The 26,754-nt window shown below is 43.3% G+C and carries 26 protein-coding genes and 2 riboswitches; of the genes, 12 read left to right on the forward strand and 14 right to left on the reverse strand.

Annotation, left to right across the window (positions count from 1 at the left end; translation table 11 throughout):
- Nucleotides 1-204 precede the first annotated feature (204 nt).
- Both AC5JM2_RS06625 and AC5JM2_RS06630 read left to right on the forward strand, forming a co-directional pair.
- Nucleotides 205-2,463, forward strand: a complete 2,259-nt coding sequence (locus AC5JM2_RS06625; protein ID WP_495834109.1) for an SPFH domain-containing protein — start codon at nucleotides 205-207, stop codon at nucleotides 2,461-2,463.
- A gap of 677 nt (nucleotides 2,464-3,140) precedes the next feature.
- Nucleotides 3,141-4,877 (forward strand): protein kinase domain-containing protein, encoded by a 1,737-nt coding sequence (locus tag AC5JM2_RS06630; RefSeq protein ID WP_495834110.1) that lies wholly within the window; start codon nucleotides 3,141-3,143, stop codon nucleotides 4,875-4,877.
- A 34-nt stretch (nucleotides 4,878-4,911) separates the two neighbouring features.
- On the opposite strand, the gene bcp is transcribed toward AC5JM2_RS06630, so the two are convergent.
- The 3 genes from bcp to AC5JM2_RS06645 form a co-directional block, all read right to left on the reverse strand.
- Entirely contained in the window at nucleotides 4,912-5,391 is a 480-nt protein-coding gene (gene bcp / locus AC5JM2_RS06635) for a thioredoxin-dependent thiol peroxidase (protein ID WP_495834141.1), read from the reverse strand.
- A 95-nt stretch (nucleotides 5,392-5,486) separates the two neighbouring features.
- Nucleotides 5,487-5,993 (reverse strand): pyridoxamine 5'-phosphate oxidase family protein, encoded by a 507-nt coding sequence (locus AC5JM2_RS06640; RefSeq protein ID WP_495834111.1) that lies wholly within the window; start codon nucleotides 5,991-5,993, stop codon nucleotides 5,487-5,489.
- 178 nt (nucleotides 5,994-6,171) lie between these two features.
- Nucleotides 6,172-6,633: a GNAT family N-acetyltransferase gene (locus AC5JM2_RS06645; RefSeq protein ID WP_495834112.1), complete on the reverse strand. Its 462-nt coding sequence runs from the start codon at nucleotides 6,631-6,633 to the stop codon at nucleotides 6,172-6,174.
- A 49-nt stretch (nucleotides 6,634-6,682) separates the two neighbouring features.
- Nucleotides 6,683-6,826, forward strand: a riboswitch (cobalamin riboswitch).
- 339 nt (nucleotides 6,827-7,165) lie between these two features.
- On the opposite strand from AC5JM2_RS06645, the gene AC5JM2_RS06650 reads away from it, so the two are divergent.
- From AC5JM2_RS06650 to AC5JM2_RS06660, 3 genes are all read left to right on the forward strand, one after another.
- Nucleotides 7,166-7,591 carry a DUF1636 family protein gene (locus AC5JM2_RS06650; protein ID WP_495834113.1) on the forward strand — a complete coding sequence of 142 codons (426 nt, stop codon included), beginning with the start codon at nucleotides 7,166-7,168 and terminating at the stop codon, nucleotides 7,589-7,591.
- A gap of 184 nt (nucleotides 7,592-7,775) precedes the next feature.
- Nucleotides 7,776-10,028 carry a 5-methyltetrahydropteroyltriglutamate--homocysteine S-methyltransferase gene (metE, locus tag AC5JM2_RS06655; RefSeq protein WP_495834114.1) on the forward strand — a complete coding sequence of 751 codons (2,253 nt, stop codon included), beginning with the start codon at nucleotides 7,776-7,778 and terminating at the stop codon, nucleotides 10,026-10,028.
- 149 nt (nucleotides 10,029-10,177) lie between these two features.
- Nucleotides 10,178-10,561, forward strand: a complete 384-nt coding sequence (locus AC5JM2_RS06660) for a DUF4346 domain-containing protein (protein WP_495834142.1) — start codon at nucleotides 10,178-10,180, stop codon at nucleotides 10,559-10,561.
- A gap of 38 nt (nucleotides 10,562-10,599) precedes the next feature.
- Here the strand turns inward: AC5JM2_RS06660 and AC5JM2_RS06665 are convergent, their stop codons facing one another.
- From AC5JM2_RS06665 to AC5JM2_RS06685, 5 genes are all read right to left on the reverse strand, one after another.
- On the reverse strand, nucleotides 10,600-10,803 hold the full coding sequence (locus AC5JM2_RS06665; RefSeq protein WP_495834115.1) for a PIN domain-containing protein: 204 nt from the start codon (nucleotides 10,801-10,803) through the stop codon (nucleotides 10,600-10,602).
- 71 nt (nucleotides 10,804-10,874) lie between these two features.
- Nucleotides 10,875-11,078 (reverse strand): hypothetical protein, encoded by a 204-nt coding sequence (locus AC5JM2_RS06670; protein ID WP_495834116.1) that lies wholly within the window; start codon nucleotides 11,076-11,078, stop codon nucleotides 10,875-10,877.
- Nucleotides 11,079-11,089: 11 nt separating this feature from the next.
- Nucleotides 11,090-11,374: a hypothetical protein gene (locus AC5JM2_RS06675; RefSeq protein WP_495834117.1), complete on the reverse strand. Its 285-nt coding sequence runs from the start codon at nucleotides 11,372-11,374 to the stop codon at nucleotides 11,090-11,092.
- Between the two features lie 499 nt (nucleotides 11,375-11,873).
- A complete protein-coding gene (locus AC5JM2_RS06680; protein ID WP_495834118.1) occupies nucleotides 11,874-12,299 on the reverse strand; it encodes an MAPEG family protein in 426 nt (141 codons plus the stop codon).
- A 9-nt stretch (nucleotides 12,300-12,308) separates the two neighbouring features.
- Nucleotides 12,309-12,737 (reverse strand): DUF6220 domain-containing protein, encoded by a 429-nt coding sequence (locus AC5JM2_RS06685; protein WP_495834119.1) that lies wholly within the window; start codon nucleotides 12,735-12,737, stop codon nucleotides 12,309-12,311.
- Nucleotides 12,738-12,828: 91 nt separating this feature from the next.
- Here AC5JM2_RS06685 and AC5JM2_RS06690 point away from each other — a divergent pair, with 91 nt between their 5' ends.
- The 3 genes from AC5JM2_RS06690 (at nucleotide 12,829) to AC5JM2_RS06700 (ending at nucleotide 14,642) form a co-directional block, all read left to right on the forward strand.
- Nucleotides 12,829-13,572, forward strand: a complete 744-nt coding sequence (locus AC5JM2_RS06690) for a LuxR C-terminal-related transcriptional regulator (RefSeq protein WP_495834120.1) — start codon at nucleotides 12,829-12,831, stop codon at nucleotides 13,570-13,572.
- 342 nt (nucleotides 13,573-13,914) lie between these two features.
- The gene (locus tag AC5JM2_RS06695; protein WP_495834121.1) at nucleotides 13,915-14,160 is read left to right on the forward strand and encodes a UPF0175 family protein; all 246 of its coding nucleotides are present in this window, start codon (nucleotides 13,915-13,917) and stop codon (nucleotides 14,158-14,160) included.
- A complete protein-coding gene (locus tag AC5JM2_RS06700; protein ID WP_495834122.1) occupies nucleotides 14,157-14,642 on the forward strand; it encodes a PIN domain-containing protein in 486 nt (161 codons plus the stop codon). The genes AC5JM2_RS06695 and AC5JM2_RS06700 overlap by 4 nt, the downstream gene beginning before the upstream one ends.
- Nucleotides 14,643-14,836: 194 nt before the next feature.
- Here the strand turns inward: AC5JM2_RS06700 and AC5JM2_RS06705 are convergent, their stop codons facing one another.
- From AC5JM2_RS06705 to AC5JM2_RS06720, 4 genes are all read right to left on the reverse strand, one after another.
- The gene (locus tag AC5JM2_RS06705; RefSeq protein WP_495834123.1) at nucleotides 14,837-15,526 is read right to left on the reverse strand and encodes a type 1 glutamine amidotransferase domain-containing protein; all 690 of its coding nucleotides are present in this window, start codon (nucleotides 15,524-15,526) and stop codon (nucleotides 14,837-14,839) included.
- Between the two features lie 77 nt (nucleotides 15,527-15,603).
- On the reverse strand, nucleotides 15,604-16,662 hold the full coding sequence (locus AC5JM2_RS06710; RefSeq protein ID WP_495834124.1) for a ribonucleotide-diphosphate reductase subunit beta: 1,059 nt from the start codon (nucleotides 16,660-16,662) through the stop codon (nucleotides 15,604-15,606).
- 121 nt (nucleotides 16,663-16,783) lie between these two features.
- Entirely contained in the window at nucleotides 16,784-19,087 is a 2,304-nt protein-coding gene (locus tag AC5JM2_RS06715) for a ribonucleoside-diphosphate reductase subunit alpha (RefSeq protein WP_495834125.1), read from the reverse strand.
- Nucleotides 19,088-19,405: 318 nt separating this feature from the next.
- A riboswitch (cobalamin riboswitch) is annotated at nucleotides 19,406-19,548 on the forward strand.
- 592 nt (nucleotides 19,549-20,140) lie between these two features.
- On the reverse strand, nucleotides 20,141-20,263 hold the full coding sequence (locus AC5JM2_RS06720) for a hypothetical protein (protein WP_495834126.1): 123 nt from the start codon (nucleotides 20,261-20,263) through the stop codon (nucleotides 20,141-20,143).
- A gap of 53 nt (nucleotides 20,264-20,316) precedes the next feature.
- Between AC5JM2_RS06720 and AC5JM2_RS06725 the strand changes: the two genes are divergently transcribed.
- The 4 genes from AC5JM2_RS06725 to AC5JM2_RS06740 all read left to right on the forward strand — a co-directional run bounded on the left by AC5JM2_RS06725 (nucleotide 20,317) and on the right by AC5JM2_RS06740 (nucleotide 22,526).
- A complete protein-coding gene (locus AC5JM2_RS06725) occupies nucleotides 20,317-20,784 on the forward strand; it encodes a hypothetical protein (RefSeq protein WP_495834127.1) in 468 nt (155 codons plus the stop codon).
- Between the two features lie 205 nt (nucleotides 20,785-20,989).
- Nucleotides 20,990-21,157 (forward strand): hypothetical protein, encoded by a 168-nt coding sequence (locus AC5JM2_RS06730; protein ID WP_495834128.1) that lies wholly within the window; start codon nucleotides 20,990-20,992, stop codon nucleotides 21,155-21,157.
- A 5-nt stretch (nucleotides 21,158-21,162) separates the two neighbouring features.
- Nucleotides 21,163-21,402: a hypothetical protein gene (locus AC5JM2_RS06735; protein WP_495834129.1), complete on the forward strand. Its 240-nt coding sequence runs from the start codon at nucleotides 21,163-21,165 to the stop codon at nucleotides 21,400-21,402.
- 122 nt (nucleotides 21,403-21,524) lie between these two features.
- Nucleotides 21,525-22,526, forward strand: a complete 1,002-nt coding sequence (locus tag AC5JM2_RS06740; RefSeq protein ID WP_495834130.1) for a methyltransferase domain-containing protein — start codon at nucleotides 21,525-21,527, stop codon at nucleotides 22,524-22,526.
- A gap of 263 nt (nucleotides 22,527-22,789) precedes the next feature.
- Here the strand turns inward: AC5JM2_RS06740 and AC5JM2_RS06745 are convergent, their stop codons facing one another.
- Both AC5JM2_RS06745 and AC5JM2_RS06750 read right to left on the reverse strand, forming a co-directional pair.
- Nucleotides 22,790-23,935, reverse strand: a complete 1,146-nt coding sequence (locus AC5JM2_RS06745; RefSeq protein WP_495834131.1) for a PepSY-associated TM helix domain-containing protein — start codon at nucleotides 23,933-23,935, stop codon at nucleotides 22,790-22,792.
- Nucleotides 23,936-23,960: 25 nt separating this feature from the next.
- Nucleotides 23,961-26,711: a TonB-dependent siderophore receptor gene (locus AC5JM2_RS06750; RefSeq protein ID WP_495834132.1), complete on the reverse strand. Its 2,751-nt coding sequence runs from the start codon at nucleotides 26,709-26,711 to the stop codon at nucleotides 23,961-23,963.
- Nucleotides 26,712-26,754 lie beyond the last annotated feature (43 nt).

Here is a 26,754-nt window from a genome sequence, read left to right on the forward strand (position 1 = left end):
TTTTCTCACTGCCAGTCTCTACTCTCGGAGTGATTGACTAAACCAACTTTTTATGTATGCAGTCAGACGACTGCCGCAAGCGTTGAAATCAGTTACAAACTTAATTATGAAGTTTTATAAACTATTAGGTCAAGTTTAAGAAATTAATCACAGCCACAGGGAAGTATTACCTTAGATAATTAGTTGCCCAGAGGGGCACAAATTATGAGATCCTTTTTAAATTCCCTTGGCGTGCCCAAACAAAATAAAATACTTCGGTTTGCGGCATCTGCTGTTTTCACTTTCGCGTTAGCTGGTGGTATTCATTCTGCCAATGCAAAAGCAGTAAAAATAAATACAGCCAAAGAAATAACCTCAGTATCAACACAGTTAGCTCAGACAAAGCAAACAATAGCCCAAATTCCAACTAGCACCACAAATAGTCAACTCATACCGATGTCCCCTTGGGGAATTGTCCCTATCGTTGTTGTCGGTGGTTTAGTTATCTTTGTGCCTCTGTTCTTCGGGGGACTGGTGGTTATTGGTGAACGTGAAGTTGGAATTGTTGTCAAAAAATTTACCATTTCTGGACGTGGACTGCCAGCCGGACGACTGATTGCCCTCAACGGTGAAGCTGGTTTGCAAGCTGATACTCTTGCTCCTGGCTGGCACTGGGGTCATTGGCCTTGGCAGTACTCGGTTCGCAAAGAACCAGTCGTTGTTGTCCCTCAAGGTGAAATCGCCTTACTTGTGGCAGCAGATGGCGCACCCAATCCTCCAGAGCGTATTTTGGGCAAGATTGTGAATTGCGACAATTTCCAAGATGCCCGCAAATTTCTCACCCAAGGTGGGGAAAAAGGTCGCCAGATGGGCTTTTTAACAGCAGGTACTTACCGCATCAACACTGCCCTATTTAAGGTAATCATGGCGGGAAATGCCAGTGAGGATGGCATGAATCCTGAATATTTACGCGTGTACACCGTTGCATCTGATAAAGTCGGTATCGTCACAACTCTCGACGGTATGCCAATTCCCGCAGGCGAAATTGCAGGTCCGATGGTTAGCGGACACGACAACTTCCAGAATGGTCAGAAATTTATTGATGGCGCTGGACGACGAGGTTTGCAAGAGCAGATACTACTTTCTGGATCTTGGAACCTAAACCCTTGGTTTGTCCAAGTTGAGCAAGTACCAATGACGGAAATCCCCATTGGTTATGTGGGTGTGGTGATTTCTTTTGTTGGCAAAGCACACGAAGATGTTAGCGGTGCAGCCTTCACTCACGGGAATTTGGTGAATAGTGGACATAAAGGTGTATGGGTGGAACCACTGTATCCAGGTAAGCACCCCATCAACACCCGCATCATGAAGATTGAACTGGTTCCGACGACCAACATTGTATTAAACTGGTCAGGTCGCACCGAACGTCACAGCTATGATGCAAAACTCGCTTCCTTAACCGTACGTTCTAGAGACGGGTTTGCCTTTGATTTAGAAGTGGCGCAAATTATTCATGTGGGCGCTTTAGATGCTCCAAAGGTGATTTCCCGCGTTGGTTCGATGCAGAACTTAGTTGACCATGTACTAGAACCTACCATTGGTAACTATTTCCGTAACTCGGCACAAGATTATACAGTACTAGATTTCCTCAGCGCTCGTAGCGAACGGCAGAGTGAAGCTGCTGAGTTTATAAAAACGGCGATACGGGCTTATGACGTGCAAGCGATTGACACCCTGATCGGTGATATTCAGCCGCCTGCAACATTAATGCAAACGCAAACAGACCGAAAAATTGCGGAAGAGGAACGCAAAACATTTGAAGTTCAGCAACTGGCGCAAACACAACGCCAACAACTTGTTCGGGAGACAGCTTTGGCTAATATTCAGCAAGATATGGTGCAGTCAGAGCAAGGTGTGAAAATTGCTGAACTTAAGGCAAAGGCTGACATCCAGCAAGAAACGGTGAAGTCAGAACAAGGTGTGAAGATTGCTGAACTCAAAGCGAATGCCAAAATCAAAGAAATGACAGGTGAAGCTGAGGCTATCCGCCTAAGAGCGACAGCAGAAGCTGAATCTGTGCGGTTAAGAGCTAGTGGTGACGCTGAATCTTTGCGCCTCAAAGGGATTGCAGAAGCAGAAGCCATCCGCGCCACAGGTAACGCAAAAGCAGAAGCTTACCGTTCTGGTGTAGAAGCCTTGGGAGAGCAAGGTTATACAGCAATGCAGATGATGCAGATTATAGGCGATCGCAGTGTCCGCCTCATTCCAGATGTTCTAGTTGGTGGTAACAATGGCAGCACTAATGGCTTAGTTGATGGGCTACTCTCCATGATTTTATGGAATCAAACTGCGAAACAAGATGAAAAGACAATACCTTTGCAGGCGAAATCACAACCAACAACCACACCAGAACCAACTCCATCGTCAAACGGTCATCAGCCTGTTGTTATTGATTTTCCATTAGATGGAAATATCGCTAAGTAAGACGAATAACTTCAGACAAATGGAGAATCTCAAGAATGAAAAGAGGAACTTTCATATGCAGAACTTTTGCCTATAGTTGGAGGAGTTCAACAATTGGTTGTGAGTGACTGAAGAAACACAGACCCTAGGAATTCCCCTTGAGAATGACGGTTAGGGGAAAACCGCAATTGTAACAACCGATTCAAGAAAAATAATCACAAAAAAAGCACTAGCAGTTATCGATTGCTAGTGCCTCAAGATCCTAGAGTTTATTACCTATGTAGAACTTTTGCTAAAGTCAGGAAAAAGATGATAGATGCATCCCTTATGATCATGAACCAAAAAAACGTATGAAATAAATACTCAAAAAAGCTAGTAAATGCACCGCATCCTTGTCAAACATATGAAAACTATACATAGTTTAAAGTCGCAAGATAATGCAAACGTCTTCCTATTGAAATGGATATTAGAATAAAAAGATAAGTCTAATAGAGGAAGACGTTTTTTGTGTTAAGTCTTTTCGCAATTAATGATCTCAGTAACTGAAACATATGATCGCGCAGAGCAAGAGACGCAATGGGCGCGTATCGCATCTGATGTCTTTGCAAAGCGTAAAGATAGAGAATTGTTTTCGCTTCTACATCATTGGCGACGTACTGTGAACGAGTTCACCCGTAACTAAAATCCTGTTATAAACTTTGCTGATAAAAGAACGTTATCGTTTACTAAAAGAAATTGGTCAAGGGGGATTGAGCAAAACCTTCCTCGCAACAGATGAGGGAAAATCCCCCGCCGCAACTTGTGTCGTTCAACAATTTTGGCTAAAAAACCAAACACCTGAAGCTTTTGTGCAAAAAGCACAGATTCTAGAGGAATTAGGTAAACATCCACAGATTCCTGCTTTATTGACACATTTTGATGAACATCACCACTATTATTTTGTGCAGGAGTTTATTGAAGGCACAAATTTAGCTACCTCGGTGGAGAAACAGGGAGCCTTGTGTGAAACTCAGATTTTGCAACTTTTAGAAAATTTGTTGCCAGTTCTCAAGTTTATCCATGCTCACAATCTTATTCATTGCGATATAAAACCAGAAAATATTATTCTTAGATTCCCCTCTAACTCCGTAGGTAAAGAGAATTTAGTTTTGGTTGATTTTGGTGCTGCAAAAACCGTAACATCAATTGACCAGTTAACAGGTGAAAGTCTTATCGGTAGTCCAGAATATGCTGCTCCTGAGCAAGCTAAGGGAAAACCCGTTTTTACGAGTGACCTTTACAGCTTAGGTGTTACTTGCATTTTCTTACTAACTCAAATTTCTCCTTTTGATTTATTTGATGTCGTCAATAATTGTTGGGTTTGGCGAGAATATCTGACTCAAGAAGTTAGTGAGCGATTAGGTAAAACTCTTGATAAACTTGTGCAAAAAAACTCCACTCAACGCTTGCAATCTGCTGATGAAGTCATGCAAGCTTTGAATATTCACTCTTCATCACCCTATCCTATAACTCGCCATCTTCCTTGGCGCTGCTCATATACCTTAACTGCTCATCCTAGTATGTTGAGTAGTGTGAATTCAATAGCTATAAGCCCTGACGGTAATACTTTAGCAAGTGGTCACGATGACAAAACTATTAAACTGTGGGATTTGAACACCAAACAACAGCTACATATCTTTGTCGGACATTGCAAAGCTGTGAAATCTGTCGCCTTCAGTCCGGATGGAAAAATTCTGGCAACGGCTAGCGATGATAAAACTATCAAATTGTGGGATGTTAATACAGGTGAAGAAATTTGCACTCTTTCTGGACACACTCATGCAGTAAAATCAATCGCTTTCACCCCAGATGGTGAGCTACTAGCGAGTGGTAGTTGGGATAAAACCGTTAAACTCTGGGATGTCAGGACTGAACAAGAGATTTGTACGCTGAGGGGACACCAATTACAGGTTAGTGCTGTAGCATTTAGTCCGGATGGTCAGTTTTTGGCTAGTGCTAGTTTTGACAGGACTATTCGTCTGTGGTCACGGGGAGTATTTAAAAACCGTCCACACTACACCTTCTTAAGTATTCTTTCAGGTCATGCATGGGCAGTTTTGACAGTAGCCTTTAGTCCTAATGGTGATATTTTAGCGACTGGTAGCGATGACAACACTATTAAACTCTGGGACATAAAGACAGGTCAGGTTATTAGGACTCTTTCAAGCCATTCCTGGTCAGTAGTCGCAATAGCTTTTAGTGCTGATGGCAAAACATTGATCAGCGGTAGTACAGACAAAACAGTTAAACTCACGACACTGAGCACACAAGAAGAAGTTATTACTCTGTGTTCTCATGAAGACTCAGTGTCTACCATTGCTGTTAGCCCTGTTGCACAATTGATTGCTAGTGCCAGTAAGGATAAAACTATCAAACTTTGGGAGCTTGTTCAATAAATGGGTTCAACAAGGCAGCGTTTTGCTCAGAAATTTACGAGCCTATCAATTCTCGCAATTGAGCCAGCACAGCAGTTGCATGACTCTTGGCTTTCACTTTTGCCCAAGTATAAGCGATTGTTTGCTCAGGTGCGATGAGGAAAGTTGAACGCTCTACACCCATGTACTCTTTACCCATAAACTTTTTCAATCGCCACGCACCGTAAGCTTCAGCTAACTGATGCTCTGGGTCACTTAATAAAGTTATTGATAAGTTATGTTTATTGATAAATTTACAATGAGATTTTTGTGAATCTGGACTGACACCCAAGATTTTCGCTCCTAATTTACTAAAGTCTTGAGATAACTCGCTAAAATCTTTAGCTTCAGTCGTACAACCAGGAGTGTCATCTTTGGGGTAGAAATAAAGGATTACCCATTGACCAGAGAAATCACCTAGACTAAGTTGGTTACCGTCTTGATCTATCGCAGAGAAATCAGGAGGTTTTTGCCCCTGTTGAGGTATGTTGTTCACCATACAATTGTCTAGATAATATCTTTAACAGAATACTAGAAACTCGGTTTCTCATAGAACCCGAGTTTTTCTGTTGCTATTATCTTACTTTTTGATTATTTCAAAGTAACTTTTTCATTTTCGCCAACATTGGGTTTCTCGCCTGTTGTCATCGCCTTCACCAGTCCAATTGTGTGCGCGACAAAACTCGAAGGAGCATCCCAATACTCAGCCTTTTCTACACTAACTTTGAGCAAAGCAATATCAGGTTCATCTAGTTCCTTGGGAAACCAAGCTTTTAGTTGTGGTTTCCACAGCTGCTGTAGTTTGTTGCGATCGCGTACCAATTGAGCTGAACCCGATACTGAAACGTAGTTCTGTTTTTGTGGATCAGAAAAACTAACGTTGACTCGCTCTTGCTGCTCAATTTCTGTTACCTTATGAGAACTCGCGTAGGTAAAGAACCAAAGATCGCCATTAAGTTCGACCTCAGAGTTAATTGACATCGGACGACTGCGCAAACTTCCGTCTTCATCAACTGTAGTCAGCATTCCAATATCAATATCTTTGATCAGTTCACGTAGCTTCTTAATTTGTTCGTTACGGTTTTCTGAATCTGTCATTTTTCCTACTCTTGTCTCTACTATCTAGTTTGAATATGAGCACTTTACTGCAAGTCTTTTCTTCGCACACTAAAGCTCTCTTATAGTGTTAGCGCTTGCATACAACAGTGACTTGAGTCCAAAGGTGGAGTTTAGCTACCAGAAGAGGTACGTAAATGGAGGTAAATGAACAAAAAAGTTATTCTTGATACTCCATAAACACAACAGGAACTTTTATCAACCTCTTTCCTAATTGAGATAATCCAAACTTGCGTTTGAGAGATGGTGGTAACTCCTCAAAGGAAATTGCTACAAAGCCAAAGCGACTGTAAAACTGCGCCAGTTTCTCACCCAGACACTCTAAATAAAGTGGTTGAGTCGCTTGAGTAATCAAATGCTGTGTCAGAAAACTCCCCAAACCTCGATTTCTCCAAGCTGGTAAGACAACCAAACTACCGAGTTCTTGTGCACCAGAGAAGTTGCGTAATTGTCCGCAAGCGATTAATTGCTTGTTACATTCTATTACCCAGAATTGCTGCCATCGTATTTGGGTAGGGTCAAGTTTTGCCCCCAGCACCAACAACCGAATAGACCAGATATCCTCAGATGTTGCACTGCGAAGGGTACACTCAGTTGGCAAGGACACATTGTTCTGTTTCATAGTTTTTCTTGATTAATGTCATGTTCGGTATATATATGGAAGTATGGTAAGGTATTGTTAGAAAGTCGGTTCTAATGGGGGTCAGCCATTAGAGGTAACGGGGAAAGTCCGGTGTAAATCCGGCGCTGTCCCGCAACTGTAAAGGAGATAAGTATCTCTCAGCCAGGATGCCCGCCGAAGTTAACTTGTTAGTCCTGCACGTCTGCGAGGTACAGATGAACAATTCCATGAATGTTTTTACAAATTTATACAACCTGCCAGCTTCACGTTCTCATAGTGGCACAGATGCGTTCAAGATGATATCTTGCTACAAAAGGCACGGATATACGATTCGTTGACGGAAAAAATTACGACTCTAGGTATAGCTCTCATTCGTACTAGTTTTTTCTAGGCGTAAATGTCTAGATCTGTTCTTGATAGTTAAGAATGTTTATCAATAGTTTGCTCACACAGTCAGCAAGGCTGGACTTTGGTGTTGGCAACACTGTGTGAGATTTGCGGTTTGAACTTCCTCCCATACACTTCAAAATCAATGATCAACAAACAACATACTTTATTTGTTTGCACGACTTGTGCTAGCACCTGGCAAGACGGCAAGCGAGTTGGTGAAAGTGGTGGTCAACAACTACTACAGCAGCTTCAGGAACTTGGGCAAAACTGGGAGTTGCAAAATAATTTCCCAATTCAGGGAGTTGAATGCATGAGTGCTTGTAATCGATCTTGTGTCATTGCCTTTGCTGCCCAAGATAAATTAACCTATCTGTTTGGCGATTTACCAGTTGATAATAGCGCCGAAGCCATTTTGCAATGTGCCAGTCAATACTACGCTAAACCAGATGGTTCACTGCCTTGGTCAGAACGACCCCAAGCACTGAAAAAGGGGATTTTGGCAAAGATTCCACCACTTAATAAGTGGGCGAAATTAAACCTAACTTGTTGTTCATTGAGGACTGACTAAAAGTTCTCAGTTCCCAATCCCTAGAGCGCCGGTACATTAATCCCAAAAACCCGGTTTATTTGAGTTGAGCATACGAAATATCAAGTTTTTCGACAGAGAGAAACCGGGTTTTTTGCCTCCTTTTTGACTACTGTACCGGCGCTGTAGTACCCAAATCATTAGTTTTCATTCATAAGAGAAACTCATGCAGATTAAAACTTCAACATTAGGCTATCCCCGTATTGGTAAAAACCGGGAAGTCAAGAAATCACTAGAAGCCTTTTGGAGTGGAAAGATAGCAGCAGAATCGCTGTTAAAAACAGTAATAGAAGTTGAAGAAGCTAACTGGAAAACCCAGTTAAATGCAGGTATTGATAAAATTGGAGTTGGAGATACCACACTTTATGACCATGTACTTGACTGGGCGTTTCGTTTTGGTTTAATTCCCGAACGCTTCCAACAGTTTTCCGGCTTAGAACGCTACTTTGTAATGGCACGAGGTCAAGAAGGAATTCCCGCTCTTGAAATGACCAAGTGGTTCGATACTAACTATCACTATCTGGTCCCTGAAATTGCCTCAGAAACCCTGTCAGCAGATTTCAACGACTTTTTAGAAACAGTCCAGCGTGCCCAAAATATATTAGGTAAAAGGGCAATACCCATTATACTTGGTCCCTGTACACTCCTGCGCTTAAGCCGACTGGAATTGAAGACTGACGAGGCGCTATCAAAGCTAATACCACTTTACATCAACCTACTCACAGAACTGAAAAATCTGGGAGTAGACGAAGTGCAAATGCACGAACCTGCCTTAGTTTTGGGTGATGCCAATTCCTGGAAAAAACACTTCCAAACAGTTTATAACTCACTTGATTCTGTAGAACTACCCTTACACCTAGTTACTTACTTTGATGACTTAGGGGAAACCTATCCTTGGGTGATAGAATTACCAGTCAGGGCAATTAGTTTGGACTTCACTCGCGGACGAAACTTAGAGTTAATCAAAACTTACGGTTTCCCTGAAGATAAGCGACTGGGATTAGGAATTATAGATGCCAGAAACATTTGGCAAATTCGTCCAGAGAAACTTATTCCTGTATTGCAAGAAATTGTAGACAATTTACATGTCAAGTCTCTAGATATTCAGCCATCAGCTTCTTTGCAGTTTGTTCCCTACGATGCTCAACGAGAAAAACAACTACCATCAGCATTAAGAAATGTTTTAGGTTTTGCAGAACAGAAGCTCAAAGAAGTGGTGTTTGTGGCTCGAACAATCATAGGAGACAATACCAAAACAGAGCAAGAATTAATTGAGTCAAGCTGGAGTCAATTCGAGCAGTTCAGTCCCGTCAATCACTCAATTCAAGAAAGAATAAAAACTCTGAAGATTGATGATTTTCAGCGCTCCTTATCCTATGGATTGCGTCTTGATTCCCAAATTCATCTTCCTCTGTTCCCGACAACCACAATTGGCTCTTTTCCCCAAACTTCTGAAGTACGCCAACTCCGAGTCCGCTACAAACGGGGTGAATTGAGTAAAAAAGCATACCGAGACGAAATTGATGTTGAAATTGTCAAGAGTATTAAACTACAGGAGGAATTAGGGTTAGATGTTCTAGTTCATGGTGAATTTGAACGCACCGACATGGTGGAATTTTTTGGACAGCAGTTATCAGGCTTCGCTTTCACTGAAAATGGTTGGGTGCAAAGTTACGGTAGCCGTTATGTTCGTCCGCCAATTATTTACGGTGATGTGATTCGTACTGCGCCTATGACAGTGCGTGAGTTTAAAGTAGCTCAATCATTGACTGAAAAACCTGTCAAAGGAATGTTGACAGGTCCTGTAACTATCTTAAATTGGTCTTACACCAGGACGGATATTTCTCGTCAAGAACAAGCTTTTCAAATTGCTTTGGCGTTGCGGGATGAGGTAGCGGATTTGGAAGCTGCTGGTGCAAAAGTCATTCAAGTAGATGAACCAGCGCTACGTGAGGGTTTACCTCTAAAGCCTCAACAGTGGAGTGAATATCTTTCTTGGGCTGTGGATGCATTTCGTTTGGCGACAGCAGTAGCCCAACCCCAAACTCAAATTCATACCCACATGTGCTACTGCGAATTTGGTGACATTATCAAGGATATTGAACGCTTAGATGCTGATGTTATTTCGATTGAAAATAGTCGCAGCAATAATCAAACTTTGCGAGAAATAACAGAAGGTGGCTACTCACATCAAGTTGGTAATGGAGTTTATGACATCCATAGTCCCGTAGTCCCAACAACTGAACAGATTTTACAGCAATTGCGGACTGGAGTTGCTAATTTACCCGTAAAACAAATTTGGGTGAACCCAGATTGCGGTTTGAAAACTCGGCGTTGGGAAGAGGTGATTCCCTCAATGAAAAACATGGTAGAAGCCGCCAAAGTCTTGCGGGAGGAAGTTAACGCAACTCCGAGATAGCAGTAATAGCCTCAGACTAAGGTCCAAGAGTGCTTTAAGACTTTTGCAAGAGGCTTATTGTGGAACCTAACAATAAAGCCTCATTATCTACACTATTCTGTGCGTTCTCCGCATTTGTGCGGTGCTTTTTGTTTTGGAGTTAAAAAATGATGATCACAACAGTAGAAACAATTACAGCAATTGACGACAAACTATCCAAGCGATTTTTAGAACTTGACCCAGCAGGTTACTTTATCATCTATTTAGATCGGGGAGCAGGCTTAATCTGCGCGAAACATTTTACCAATGAAATTAATGAGCAAGGATTAGCGATCGATCCAGAAACCGGAAAACCCATTCCTGCAACTGTCAAAGTGCAAAGACAAGCAACTACCCTGTTTACAGGAAGAACTGCCAAAGAAATTTGTATTCAACTGTTTGAGGAAACTAAACCCTGCCCAGTCAGCCGATTGGATCATGCGGCTTACTTGGGACGTGAGTTTATGCGAGCAGAATTGGCATTGGTGACAGGACAAGACTACGTACAGGATTAAATAGGCTTGTGATGATTTAACTATTTATTAGGTGGCGGTCAACTTGGAGTGACGTTTTGCCACAACTCGGCTGCAATAAACCTCGACAGATGCCCCACATTAGTTGTCGCAATTACAATATCTGGAACTCCAAGAGTCATGGCTTGAGCTACTAAAATCATGTCACCGTCAATCGTTTTGTCACCTGCCGTCGGTTGCCCTTGCTGACGAGCGTGTGCCCAGAGTTGTGCAGCTTGGCGCATCGCAACCGTTCTAATCGGCAAATACTCAATCAACTTGGCTAAATCGTCTAGACGAGCGATGCCTTTTATTTTCAGGACTTACGCACTGTGCCAGTTGCGTAAGTCCTGATTTTGTTCGCTCGTAACAACTCACGACGAACCTCATAGTCCGCAATCTCTGGAATGAGAACGCGCCTCCCTGATGTGAGGTGAGTTTGGAGCCATTGGGCACAAGCAATACTTTCACCAGACAGCTTAGGATTGGTGATTAGACCAAGTGGTCCTGCATCCAACATTATGACTCAGCTCACCAAGTTATACCCTTCTTCTCAAGCGGGAACAGCTTACGTTCAGAGAGCCGATCCTCATCCAATGCACGAATTAAGTACTGACCTGTTTCTTGCTGCTCCTCAACATCCTCATCATCAATCCAGGACTGAACCAGATTAACCGCGTCAGCTTGCTTTTGCCTCAGCAGAATGGAGTTTGTCAAAAGTTGCAGTGTCACAGCTTCAACCGAAAGCCCTTGCTGTTTGGCTTCCTGCAATAGATATTGCTCTAATTCTGGTGGGAGGTTAAGAGTTAGCGTCATGAGTCTTTTGAGGAATATACCCCATATTTTAACCGCGCAAAGTTAAAGATTAGGTCGATGCTTTCCTCTGGTGCTTCACCAATAACCTGACACGGACTGGCTTGTAAATACTGACAGATAGGATTTAGGTCACTGGCTCCACCAAGGATTCAAGTCACCTAAGGACCAAGATAAGCGGCGGCTAGTATCGCAAGGCGGAAGTCAAAAGTCAAAAGTATTATGGAATACGCTTTTTAGGGATTTTAAATGGTGAACCAGCGCTATGCAGGAGGGTTTCCCGACAGAGGCGACTGGTGAGACAGCGCTATGCAGGAGGGTCTCCCGACAGAGGCGACTGGCGGAGCGCGTTAGCTCCGGCCCCCTTAGGGGCTAGCGGAACCGGAGGTTATCCCCGATAGCCGTAAGGCGTGGCGGAGCGCCATAGGGTGAACCCGATAGCCGTAAGGCGTGGCGGAGCGCCATAGGGTTGCCCTATTTACGCCGATCTGTACTAGTAACCTCAGCTGAAGTGGACAAGGGCTGCGCGGATCGCGATGAACCATACCGCGAGTGTGGCAAATAGGTAGAGGTAGAACCGAAGCATGATCAGATTGAATGTGCAATGCACGGCGCTATGCAATGTGCGAAATACAACAAATACCCATGCGGTGTTCACATACACTGCATCCACTTGCTTTGTGATGAACAGGTATAGCACGAGCGCATAAAAAAGTACCGGAATCTCGAACAGGTTTTTTAAGTTATCTGATGGATTGGATACGTTTGGTGGCGAGATCTGCGCCAGTGTGCCAGGTGTAGCAAGGTCTTGCGGGCGAGTCTTTAGGCTTGTGATGAAACTGATCCGACGGATGTACATATACACCCAGACTAGGAGTGTCAGAAACACTGTTGCGAAGAAGGGACCAAAGATTGCATCTTGCGTCATTTCTACCTCTTAAACTTGCTCATTTTGCTGATGGGTGGGCGATAGACTGCGCCATACACGATGTACAACACTTGAAGAAACGTAGAGTAACGCAAATCCAATTAAAGGATGTAGTACCTCTAGGTGTAAAGGACTTCTTAAATGAATGCTGCAAAATTGTAGTCCAAGCAGCACTGGTAGACTTGCGGTGAGACGTTGTATTTGGGGTGAGAATGGGGTGATGAACGACCATCCCAGTAATAGTAATGACAGTCCACTATATCCTCGCACTAGCCAAACATGAATATCCCACCATGTAGGATTAACAAAGTAAGCGACTCCAACCGTTAATAATTGAGCAATCAAGCAGAGGTTAAAGACGACTGAAGTCGCATAAAAGCCGATCTGCATGGAACGGATGAGAGCGCAATCGCGATCAATTTCCGAATTGATGGTCATATTAAGTGATTGTTAAGATTAAAGCTAATATAGGCTGAGTACAGATGATGCTTCTAGACCTCGATCGGGTACACTTGAGACCACTTCACTTATGACTAGTTCTTTGGGATTTCTGTTTGAAGCCATCAACCAAGCTCATAGCGAACATGATCTGCGATTGCAAATCGTGCCAAAAATTGGTGAGTATTTTGCAGCGAAACGATGGGGGATTTTTTTCTTCGACCAACTGCCCTTAACAGATCGCAATCTTCAGAAAATATTGAAAATTGCACTCTCAATCGAACATAATCCTGTGGCGCGTTATTTGGTGGAGCGTCATGCTCCTGTCCACGAAGCATTAGTGACATCACCGAAGGCTTGGAAATTAATCTGTCCCCGTCCGGATCATTGGCATGTTATGGCAGGACCAATCATAAATCGCGGTCAATTAGTGGGTGTAGTAGGCTGCACACGTGAAAAGTCAATGCCTGTTTTTGATACTCAAAATCTAGTCGATTTGAGTGCCATCTGTTTGCACTTATCTGTTTGGACTGCGACAGTGCGTTCACAAAGTGTTTGTGCAGGAAAATCGCTTCCCCCCTCCTTTAGAACCAATCGCTTAACGCCTCGTGAATTAGAAATAGCAGAACTGGTTGCTTTGGGGCGAACTAACGCAGAAATTGGGACTGAACTTTGGATTACGGAAAATTCTGTTAAGCAAGCCTTAAAGCGAATGTTCCGTAAGCTTGAGGTTTCGTCGCGTGCACAGATGGTTGCACAACTTTCAGCTACCGGACATGATTCATCGGAGGTAAACTTAGCTTCATTTAACTTGGTGCTGAACTCTTACCAATAACCTTTTGGTTGTGCCCCCACTGACCAACCGAGCGGCATAACAAGGCTGCTTGAATAATGTAAAGTCTAACTGTCTTTTTGTCAAGTAAAATTGACTATTAACAACAAGCAGCCGACGCATTTTTAAAGACGCGATACCTCGCGTCTCTACATCTAAACCAGTATTTTATAACTAGACTTTAGACTAAAGTTTAGTTAGCTGGGATTGTAGGAGGTTTCAAGAGTATGACCTAGGACGCCAAATACAAATACAAGTTACGGAAAAATCAAAAGTGAACACGCAAAAGCTAACCACAGGAATCGTTTAAGCTGAAAATGGCAAACCTTATTTAAAGGAAACACAATGAGTGTAGTTATTCCCGATGACATTCTTACTGCAGCTGGAATTTCAGAAGCTGAATTAAAGCTAGAAATTGCGATTATGTTGTTCCAACAAGAAAAAATCAGCATTGGGAAAGCGCGTCGCCTAGCAGAAATGAATTTAATTGAGTTTCAACGCGAAATTGCTAGTCGCGGAATTTGTGTTCATTATGATGTTGAAGAGTTTGAAGCTGACCTAAAAACTTTACGGGAAATGGGCAGACTGTGATTGTTGTTTGCGACACTTCGCCAATCACTAACCTTGCTGCTGTTGGACAACTAAAGCTGTTGCAACAACTTTATAACAACATCATCATTCCCCAAGCAGTTTACGATGAGATGGTCAATCTAGACTATGCAGTGCCTGGTGCTATTAAAGTACAAAGCTTATCCTGGATTCAACACCAACAGGTAATTAACCTTACCTTGGTAACAACACTCCTAGCAGAGTTAGATCAAGGCGAGGCAGAAGCTATTGTTTTGGCTATTGAGTTAGGAGCAGATTTGCTTCTACTGGATGAACGACGTGGCAGAAAAGTAGCGTCCAGATATGGACTCAATATTACTGGGCTGCTAGGAATCCTAATTGAAGGTAAACACAAAGGGCTGATTGCAACTGTGAAACCTGTACTTGATGATTTGATCCTACAAGTAGGTTTCCGTGTTAGTAATAAACTTTACGCTGATACCTTGCAAGCAGCAGGAGAGTAGAACCACACATGGCAGTGCATTGAGTCACAAAGATCAAAAAAGATATGGAACTAAACGCTTTGTCCCCTGCATATATACTTTGTAGTCATCTCCAAACTGCTCGCTCATCATCTGCTCTTCGTTGCCGATTCGCAAAATGTACATGATGCCGAACTCAGCACAAGCAGCGTTTGCCAATCCGGTGCACGCGGTTGTTAGGCGTTTCCTTTTAATGCTGCAATCAGTAAGTCCGCAACAGCACTACCAGATGCTGGATTTTGCCCAGTGATCAGCCTCCTATTTTCAACAGCAAAAGAAGCCCAAGGTTCATCTGCTTTTTTGTAAATAGCTCCTCGCGCTATTAATTCGGTTTCCGTCAAGAAAGGAACAAACTTATCCAGTTCGGCAAGCTTTTCTTCTTCGTTTGAAAAACCAGTTACTTCTTTGTTTTTAACAAGCAGCGATCCATCTGACAATTTGATGTTGAGCAAGCCTACGGCACCATGACAGACCGAAGAGACAAACCCACCATTTTCATAAATTTTTCGGCTGATAGACTGCAATGCCTCATTCTCAGGAAAGTCCCAGATCACACCATGACCACCAGTATAGTAGATTGCAACGTAATCATCTGGTTTGACCTCGCTTGATTTTAGCGTGGTTCCAAGACGATTCATAAATTCTTTCTTCTGATACCACTCCCAATCAGTTGGATCTGCCATCGCAAGACTGTGTGGATCAATCGGCGTATATCCACCTTTAGGGCTTACATAATCAACTTCATAGCCAGCTTCTTCAACTTTCTTAACAAAATGGACAGCTTCTCCAAGCCACAAACCAGTAGCCCGATTTATGTTTGGATATTTTTCAACACTGGTAAGAACGACAAGTATTTTCTTGCTCATGATGTGACTGAGAGTGCTTCATTCAGGGTTAATTGTAGTACCTAACTAAGTAAGTCGATACAAATAAAGTTAACTACTTAGAAATCATCCCAACCTTCAACACTTGAGGACATGACGTAACTAGTTACACTTGCTTCAAAGAAGTTTGCCTTCGTGTTCCCTTCTTTCTTAGTATCTGAGAAACGTTCCAAGTGAGCATAGGGACTTTTCTTGTAGATAGGTTCTGGAAATAATGGATCTAAACCGATCGCCTTCAGGCGAGTATTTGCCAGATATCTTGTGTACTGTTCTGTACTGTTTGCCGTAATGCCAAGAATATCATCTCCGACAATATGCCCTGTCCACTTGCATTCATGCTCAACGGCGTTCGCAAACATTTCATAGATTTGTTCACGGCTGTGGGGGAAAATTTGCATCGCTTCTGGAATCAATTTTTGATACAGCCGCACATGAGAGAGTTCATCTCGGTTAATCATTCTAAAAATATCGGCACTCCCAGACATGAGCATCCGTGATGACAGATTGTAGAAAAATATAAACCCGTTGTAGAAATATAATCCTTCCAACAAGTAATCTGCTAACAGTGAGACGAAATAATTCTCTGGTGTGGGGTTATCAACATACTTTTGGTATAGTCTAGCAATAAATTCACATCGTTGTTTGAGAACGCGATCGCTCCGCCAAAAATCATAGACATGTGTACGGCGATCGCTCGGAATCACCGTTTCAATAATGTATTGATAGGACTGATTGTGCATCGCCTCTTGCGAAATTTGTTCCGCCATACACAGCGCTATTTCTGGTGCGGTAACGCTGTTTTTGATGTGAGGCACATTGCAGGTTTGCACCGAATCGAGAAACGTGAGGTAGCTGAGGATGCCATCAAATGCACGCCGTTCTTTAGGGGTGAGATTGACGTAATCTGTTACGTCTTGAGTAATATCAATTTTTTCGGGAACCCAGAAGTTCTCACGCATTTGACGGTAGAGAGACACAGCCCACGAGTAGCGAACGTCGTTTAATTGCATTAAGTTAGTAGTCTCCCCAAACCATATCAAACGGTTTCCTGTATCATCACTCCCGTTCGGATTAAAAACGGGATTAATTGGCATTAATGATTGTCTTGGTTGGTACATTTTAATTCTGTTTTGATTAGTTTTCACTTTTAATTTGGGCAATGGGCATTGGGCAAGGGGGAATGCCCATTGCCTATGCTTGATAACTGATAACTGTTAAGTGTTTACTGATGACTGCTATTCAGTTTGCACAAGCAACACATTGCTCGTTCGATTCTTTGAAACTATCTTTCTGCACAGTGCGAATGTAGTAGATTGCTTTACAGCCTAATTCCCAAGCCAGCATGAGAGTTTCAAAAATATCAATAGCCGCGAGACAGCGCTCAGGTTCATCAGGGAAATAGACTCCAGCATTCAGATTAAACAGCAGTTCCATTGAAATTCCAGTATCGATCCATTGTTGAATTGTGGCGATCGCTCTCACCACTTTTTTCTGATCCATTGTCTTATTTTCGATATAAAACCATAAATTGTCCCGAATATAGGGCGGTGCGATAGGTACTGTACCTTTTGCCCATTGTTCATAAAAGAATTTGCTGTAAACAGGCAAGACACTGGCTGTACAACCCTGAACTAAAGATGAAGAAGTGTTGGGTGCGATCGCTGTAATGTGTGAATTGCGAATACCATGTTGTTTGATATCCTGACTCAGTTGTAAGAAGCGTTCTGGTTGACTTGCGTGTTGCAAAAACCAATCCACAGGTTTTGCTCCTATTAAATGTCCCTTGCTCCATTCACTACCCGCAAAAGCAGGATACGCCCCCCGTTCCTTCGCCAGTTCCATTGATGCTGCGGTGCAATAGTAGCCAATGTCTTCAAACAAATTGCTAATTTCCTGAAGATGGGTATAGGTGAGGTGACGTATGCTGAGCCAGTCGGCTAATCCCATGCAGCCCACTCCTATTGTGCGGTATTTAGCGTTGTGGGTGGCACTAGCAGCAAACGGCGGTGACGTGAGTTCAATCGTGTTGTCTAATATACGTACTGCAATCTGACAAATCTCTTCTCGCTGTTTGTCTTCTAAATTAGCTAAATTGATACTTACGAGATTGCACGTATGACTCTCTTCACCAGGTTTCACGTTTGACCAACTCTCCTGGCACAGATTCCCTCCAGGAATATAGCCCTCATGCTGATTGGGGTTAGCTCGGTTCACGGTATCTTTAAACCACAGGTAAGGCATCCCAGTTTCTAATTGGGTTCGCATCACCTGTTTGAATAAAAGACGAGCATTCACCCGTTTGTAAAGTGTAATCTCACTTTCTAACGGTTCGGCTTCGCTCACCGTTAGCCCCGAGCGGAGTCGAGGGGCTAAACTAGCTTCAATTTGATGATAAGCACTCTCAAATGCTTCACCCCATAATTCTGCCAATTCAATGCCTAAACGAGTTCGCACCTCATAAGGATCAACCAGCGTCCATTCTGTATCTGCTGCTACTCGCCGCATAAATTCGTCACTGACAACCAGTTGCGGAAACACGTCATAAGCTTTGCGTCGCCCGTCCCCATTCTCTGTTTGCATTTCCAAAAATTCAGGTAAGTCCAAATGCCAAACATCGAGACTCACGGTGACAGCACCTGCTCTACGTCCACCTTGATTAACTGCAATCGCCGTATCATTCAACAACTTAATCCAAGGAACAACACCACCTGATGCATTGGCTTTGCCCATCACCCAACTACCTGTTGCGCGAATGCGAGACAGATTCACGCCCACACCACCGCCATTTTTGGAAATGCGAGCCGCATCATGAATGCCGCCAAAGATGCTTTCCAAATTATCATCCATTGCCGTAATAAAACAACTGGCAAGAGAACCATTGGGAATCCGCAAGTTCGCCAGAATGGGCGTTGCCAGAGATATTTGACGACGGGCGATCGCCTCATAAAATCTATGCGCCCAGCTTAGTCGATTTTCTGGTGCTTCTACGGAGGCAATCAAGAGTGCACAAGTTAAAAATGCTTCTTGGGGTAACTCATTCGCCAGGAGATATCGCTTCGTCAGTAATACCGCTCCTGCATAATCATAATCAGTATCCCAGTCAGGATTGATCCAAGTGTTGGCAATCTCTAACTCTTCTGGAGTGTAGATCAATATCCGGCGATCGTACTGCCCTTCTAAAACTTTTGCTTGTACAGTTCGAGTATATTGCCCATACTGATAGCCACGACTAACTTTAGTATCTTTCCACAAACTCCAAATATGTAAGCGCCCTGCCACATAGCGCCAATCAGGTTCTTGTGGACTACATAAATCCAAGGCACAGCGAATTAAATTATCTTGAATTTCTCGCGTCGTAATGCCAGGACGCAATCGAGTTGTAAGATGTGCTTCTAGGGCAATGGAATTTGCTTGTATTTGGTGACAAGCCCAATTAACCACTGTGCGAATCTTATTAATTTCTAACGGTGTCGTCGAACCATCGCGACGAACAACATGGATATCCGTTGTGGAGTCCTCTGAGAGTGTGGATGGAGCTTGCATAGGAGAGGGGGTAGATGAATTGTAAAAAATAATTGCAAAAATGGGAAAGAATTGTTAATTAGGTTAGGCAATGTGAAAAAATTGTCAGATTAATGTGATAAAACGCTGGTAACTCTAAAAAATTCACACTTCATTAAAATTTGCAATAATAATCCAATAGCAACAACAGAGCAAGTTTTGGTAAAGAATGAAACTTGCTCCGATGAATAACGAATGCCAGTATAGATCGACTATTGATTTTTACGCAAGCAAACCACCTAAAAGAAGGCGAGAGCGGCGGAGCTTCGTCTTTAAACCGCAGAGTGTCAAAGTTGTGTTAATATTCAAAAGAATCTCGGTTCTAGTGGGGAACAGCCACTAGAGGTAACGGGGAAAGTCCGGTGTGAATCCGGCGCTGTCCCGCAGCTGTAATCAAGGCTTGTCTTGTGAGTCAGAACGCCCGCCGAAGTTAACTTGTAAATTTTGTAAATCTGCGAGGCACAGATCAGTATTTTTATGAACATTTCTACAATTACTAGGCTTTACATTCTCATCGCTCCACATATCAAGACGCTACAGATTACAGCTTTTTATGAGACGGTAGGCGATTAATTTCCGGTATAAATTGCGTTTTTGGATGCAGCTATTGTGACAGGTATTCTCTGTGGGAGTATCGCTTTAAAATAGTCGCAGCAACAACTAAACGCTGTATTAACTAACAGATGGAAGTTATTCCAAACAGGTAGGAAATGGGGTGTATGACGAAGAAAGGGGTGTAGGGGAGCCAGTACTGCGGGAGGGTTTCCCGACAGAGGTATCTGGTGAGACCAGCGCTACAGGAGGGTTTCCCGACAGAGGCGACTGGCGAACCCGAAGGGCGTGAGAAGAGAGATTTTTCTTTGTGGTGCACCCCTGCCCCGGAACCAAAAGGGTACTCACCGCCCCCACCAATAACTCTTACCCCTTACACTTTTATACCCTTACACCCTTACACCCTTACACCCGCGCGTTGTTGACGTACACAGTCCTGTTCCACTACCGAACAAATGCTTTCCCAATTACGCACGGGAATTGCTAATTTACCCGTCCAATAAATTTGGGTAAATCCTGATTGTGGGTGATTCCATCAATTAAAAATATGGTTGATGCAGCCAAAATTTTACCAAAGTAAATATTACCAAGGGAGACTAAATTCATATTCTTAATTTGCAACGCCATCTACTCTGTTTAAGCCCCTTAAGGAGGCATCAATGAGTTATACTTCCGATGCTTTGGACTGGCAGCAAGGCTTGATTGCCACAAATTTGTTGGTGATTGGTTACAACGCCTGGGTAGGGTATTTGGGAGGCGATCGCGGTGTCATCGTTTGCAGCACCAATTCCCCTGCAATTGGAGTGGTAGGGGAAACTTTCAAAGTTTCTTTTATACCACGTATTCGTATAGCTGCCTTCTTAAATGCTTGGTTAGCTGCTCCCGACACCGTAATTCTGCGCAATCACTTTATGAATGCTCATATCTTGGAAGCCGTGGATACTTACAATCCTACTACCGAAGTCTTGTTATTGCTGGAATCTTTTAACCAAGCCACGTTCTTTTACCTAAAAAACCTACCCATCACCCCACCCCAATGCTACGAACAGGTCTGCAAAAGATGGACAGAATTTCAGCCCCAGCCCAATTTTTCAGAAAATACAAATGCCAACCATCTTACTTACTGATACATAAGGTTCCTCAATGTTCAAATCACATCTTTACTAGATTTTTACTCGGTTAATCATCATGGTTATCCAAAACTTTGACGTTTTGAACTTGGACGTAAACGGAAACCATACAGTCCCGCCAATCCTAAAAACTCTAGATTCTTGGAGGCATTAAAGAAGGTTTAACTCATGCCATAATTATACTGTATTTTGCAGTACAATTATGGCTGAACTTACTAACACAGTTACTTTTCGAGTTACTGAAGATGAAAAACGTGATTGGATGCAATGGTGTGAATTGCAGCATCGTAGTCAAAATGAAGAGTTTCGATTTTACTTAAGCTCAATTCGTCGCAAATTAGCAAAGAAAGCCAAACAAATGAATGATTAATTACCATGCCGAAATTCTATCTTCACCGAACTGGGAAGATTCCCACTGCTGTTCATCCCTTTGTCAAACAAACAGCTCTCCCCGAAGTCAAACAGAAGCCCTGGGTACTTCAAGCAAAAATTATTCGAGGTGTTCAAAACATAGTAATGTCGATGTCTAGGACGATTTCCATTGCGAGCGATCGTCTGATTCGGTTCATCCCCAGACGACCGATGAGTAAACCGTTAGATCGACTTCACAAATGAGTTGAACTGCACAGGCAGTTGGAATTTAATAGGTCAAGGGTTCGGTGCTACAAAATTCTTCATGATTACGGGATTCGTGCCAAAATTTTATCTACGGTAGGCGTACAGGATCGTTCAAAACAATGTCAACTTTATTATATTTTGTAATTGGTTTTCTTCTGCTTTTGGTGATTGGAATTGCGGGTTATCTCCTAAGTGCCCGTAAGTATCAATCCTCAGACACAGTCGCCAATTCCTACGATCAATGGACTCTTGACGGCATCCTAGAGTTTTATTGGGGGGAACACATTCACCTCGGTCACTATGGTTCGCCGCCACGACGAAAGGATTTTCTGGCTGCTAAATCTGACTTTGTACATGAAATGGTTAAATGGGGTGGTTTAGATAAATTACCCCTTGGTACTACCGTCTTAGATGTTGGGTGTGGCATTGGGGGCAGCAGCCGGATTTTAGCGCGAGATTATGGGTTTGCCGTCACAGGGATTACGATCAGCCCTATTCAGGTGAAGCGTGCCCAGGAGTTAACGCCCCAAGGGCTAAACGCCCAGTTTGCAGTCGATGATGCGATGGCGTTGTCGTTTCCAGATGCCAGTTTTGATGTGGTCTGGTCGATTGAAGCAGGTCCTCACATGCCCGATAAAGCCGTTTTTGCGCTTGAATTAATGCGGGTGCTAAAGCCCGGTGGAATATTGGTTGTAGCTGACTGGAATCAGAAGGATGACCGCCAAAAACCTCTAAATTTCTGGGAAAAACCAGTCATGCGACAACTCCTCGATCAGTGGTCTCATCCAGCTTTTTCCAGTATTGAAGGTTTTGCCGAGCTTTTGGCTGCGACGGGATTAGTTGAGGGGGAAGTGATTACGGCAGACTGGACAAAACAAACGCTTCCTTCTTGGTTAGATTCGATTTGGCAAGGGGTGATTCGACCAAGCGGATTTCTGCGTTTTGGACTGTCTGGTTTTATCAAGTCTGTGCGCGAGGTGCCGACGTTGTTGCTGATGCGTTTGGCGTTTGGTGCAGGGCTATGTCGATTTGGAATGTTCCGCGCTATGCGGGCAAACTCAGGCACAGAATTGAAAGACCAAAACTTTGCCAACCAAACTCCCTCAAACTTGGTTAGGTAGCGATGCCTGCGGCGGGCTGCGCCTACGCATGATGACCAATGCGTGAGTTTCAAGCAATGACCCCATCGCCAAATCGATCTTTGATGAACTGCGATGCAGTTATTGTCGGCTACATTTCGGGTTTAATAGCGTTTCATGATCGGGCCTGATACTGATATTTTTTTGATTTTAGGTGATTAATTTAACATAAATTTCTGTTTCGCAACCAAATACGAACGAAGAAACCGGGTTTCACAGCAGATGGTGCGTAAGTCCTATTCAATTCAAAGCTTCTGTGAGAGTTCTATGACACTATCGCGTACACTAGGTTTTCTTCGATAGCGATCGCGCCACATCACAAAACCAGTGATGAATAGAACGAACGGTGCATATCCAATAAATACATAGAGAATGCGAGTAGGCAATGCTCCAAAAGTACCATAATGGAGGGGAGTAAAAGAATTGAGAATGCGCGAGCCTAAACACGGTTTGAGAGCATTGTCCACTTGCAAAACCTTGCCGTTATACTGGTCGAGGTAGACATAGCTGGTTCCATAATCGCCTATTTCTTGAGGAAATTTGTAGCGAATCATCAAAGCGCTGTCTGGTTTTTGAGCAAAATAAACGCTTCTGAGTTCTGCACCAGGTAATTGAGCTTGAGCGGTCTGAAGTTGCTCGCTAAGTTTCAGGGGAGACTGAGTGGGGCTCGGTTGAGAAACAACTTCTGGCTTCACACTAAAGGTGATTGCCCGAATCACAGGCTCACTAAACTCACTAAAATTCCAGCAAAAACCTGTGAAAAATGTGAAAAAAAGAAACACAGCTGCAATCGCACCAGCAACTTTGTGAATATCAAAGTTCATTCGCTTGGGATGAGCATCAAGCTTGATTTTGAAGCCTGCAATTAGTTTACGCCAACCAGGCCAGAGAAACATTCCTGTGATCGTCAGAATGCACACCAGTAAACCAACAGTGCCAACAATTTTGTATCCAATGTCGCCTGCCAAGAGACTGTAGTGGAGTTCATAAATAATTTTGTAAAAGCGCTCTACAGGATTGGGATTGAGACTATTACCGAGAATTGCTCCTGTATAAGGATGAACGTAATTTTCAATCCAATCATTTTCCTTGCTTGCATAAATGACATTAAATGGTTCATCTAGTTTTGTCGGCACATAAACTCGCTGAAGCTTGGCATCTGGCTGGCTGGCATAGCTGTTTTTCACCGTTTTCAGAATCACCTCAATCGGCAGCATTTCCCCTTTAGGAGTGATAGTTCCAATTTGGTAATGCCTTTGAATGGCAATAATTTCAGATTGGAACACCAGCAGGCTACCAGTTAAACCAACAATAACCGCAATCAGTCCAACACCTAACCCAATGTAGCGGTGTAAAGTAAATACGAAGTTACGCAGAGTTTTGAAAGTCATGGTAGATATTCCTGCTAAATAAAGATCAAAACTCCACTGAAATCGTGCCCAACACAGTCAACGGTGCTTGAGGGAAGACTAAGTAGCCATTCGTGTCGTAATATTTGACATCGAAGATATTCTTAAAGTTGAGTGCAGCTCGCCAATTATCATGTTTGTAGGAGATTGCAGCATCAGTTCTCACATAAGAAGGGAGAGTAAACGGATCGCTCTGATTGGCAATGCGCGAGCCAACAAAAAATAACCCTGCACTAAACTGTAATCCTTGCAAGTCACCTTTTTGAATTTCATAGGTTGTCCATAGACTTGCACCGTGGTATGCAGTATTTTGCAAACGCTGACCTTTGATTGTAGGGTCATTATCTTCGCTAACAAATGCATCATTCAAATATCCAGAAGCAATAATCTTCCAACCTGGTAAAATTTCTCCTGCCACATCCAGTTCGATACCTCGACTTTTCACTTCTCCCACCGCGATTACAGAGTTAATATCGTTAGGGTCTTGAGTGGGTATGTTTGTTTTGGTAATGTCATAGGCTGCTAGCGTTGCCGAAAGCCGTCGGTCAAAAAGCTCAGATTTTATACCAATTTCGTACTGTGTACCGCGAGATGGTTCGAGTGCTTCCCCACTAGCAGTTCTAGAATTGTTGGGAACAAAGGAACGGCTGTAACTGGCATAGAGCGAAATCGGCTCGATGGGTTGATAGACTAATCCCACACGGGGTGAAAAAGCACCATCGTTAAACTCAGACCTAGTAGTGTTTCCATCTCCCCTTGTTACACTATTAACGCTATCAACAAAATCGTATCTGCCACCAACCAGTAACTTCAGATTAGATAGTAGGGCTACCTGGTCTTGCAAATAAATACCTATTGTATCTATCCTATTATCGTATAGACCTGATAGTCTGATGTTCGTAGGACGGGCACCATAGATAGGATTGAAAATATCTAGTGAGGCGATATCACCGGCGAAATTGTAATCAACATCTGTGTTGCGACTCAACTCCAAACCCAGCAGGAGTTGATGGGCAATTGAACCTGTGTTGAACTTACCAATCAAATCAGTTTGCCAGGAGTAGTCTTCAATGGGGCGATCGCGATCTCCTCCGTATTCGCGCTGTAAACTACGACCATCTGCTTCAAATGTGCCACCGCCGATGTTGGCATAAGCATCGTTGTTAAGCGACGATTGGATAGAAACACCGCTTCGCAATTGTAAACTGTCACTAAAGCGGTGATCCAGTGTCAAAGTGCCCCGTTGGTAGTCCACATTATTAAAATCGCTAGGCTCTCCCAAATTGCGACTGATGGGAAGAGTCAGGAACACAGGACTAGTCGGTGGAAAACCCCGATCAAATCCCCCACGTCGTCTGCCATACTCGTATTCAAAATTGAGGATTGTGTTTTCGCTGGGCTTATAGGTGATCACAGGGGACACAGAGAAAATATCGTAATCATTAAAATCTCGGAAACTGCCGGAGTTCTCATAGGCAACATTCAAGCGATAGAGTAATTTTTTGTCGTTAGTGAGTGGTCCAGAAAAGTCTACAGAACCGCGATAGAAACTAAAGCTACCTGCGGTAAATTCTGCTGCGTAGTAGGGATTGCTCAAGGGTTGCTTGGTGACATAATTGACGACACCACCTGGTTCAAATTGACCGTATAGTACAGAAGCCGGACCTTTGAGAACTTCAACGCGCTCTACATTGGCACCATAGCTGAAAATGTTGGTGGTTTTGAAGCCATTTCTCAGAATGTTGTAGCTACTGAATCCTCGAATCGTGTAGTCATCAAAGATGCCACCAAAGCCCGCTAACGGTGATACTCCGGACACATTTCGGGTAGCATCGATAATCCGCGTGATTTGCTGATCTTTGATCACTGTTTGCGGAATCGCTTGAATTGACTGAGGAATGTCGCGTGTGTCCGTATCGGTTCGAGTGGCAGATCTGGTATTGGAGACACGATAACCATCTTGCTCACCCGTCACCACTAGTTCAATCGGTTCGTCACCAGAAGCTGATGGTTGACTTGGCTGGGTTTGATTCCCTGGTTGCTGTGATTCCTGCCCCTGCCCGAGGTTCGGCGAGGGTTTTGGGGTGGGGTTTTGCCGTTGTTGTTGGGCAATCGAAGCTGCAGTTGACACGTTGAAGATCAAACCTTCTTTTGGACTGTCATACAATTCCACAACAGGTGGACTCGCTTCACCTATCACCGTGACTCGAATAGTATTGGCATCAAAGTTTGTTACAGTTATCTCGGTTACACCCGCAATTGGCTTTTGTGAGCGGAATGTAAACGGTCTGTCACCTGGTAAACGCAGTTGAGCATTGGGAATGTCAACGATAAAGATATTACTATTTACTTGCGTCCGGTTCTGCAGTTGCAACGTAGCAGCAAGTGAAGTTTGTAAAACCACCTCCACACCCTTATTAGTGGGATTTGCTTTCACGAAGCTGACTTGCACGAATGACTGATTTTTGATTTGAGCCAGCCATTCTTTAACTGTTGTGGCTGGGCGCTCTAGCTCTTGCACACGAGGAACTGTTATAACTTTGTTTCCCTGCTGAATTTTCGCACCTGTTGTTTGGGCTCTGGACTGCAATAATCGTTGACTTGGATGAGTTGCAGTCAAATTTATCTGCTTTTGGCTACGAATTCCTTGATTGTTTGTTACATTGTCGCTACGACTCATTTCCTGTGCCAATGCAGTCTGTGAGAAAAACACCGACACCAAAGTAGTCATCAACAACGGCAGTTTCAGATTCCGCATATTTTCCTCACATCAAGATAAATTCAGCCAATTAGCAACAGGG

The organism is Brasilonema angustatum, from assembly GCF_059505445.1.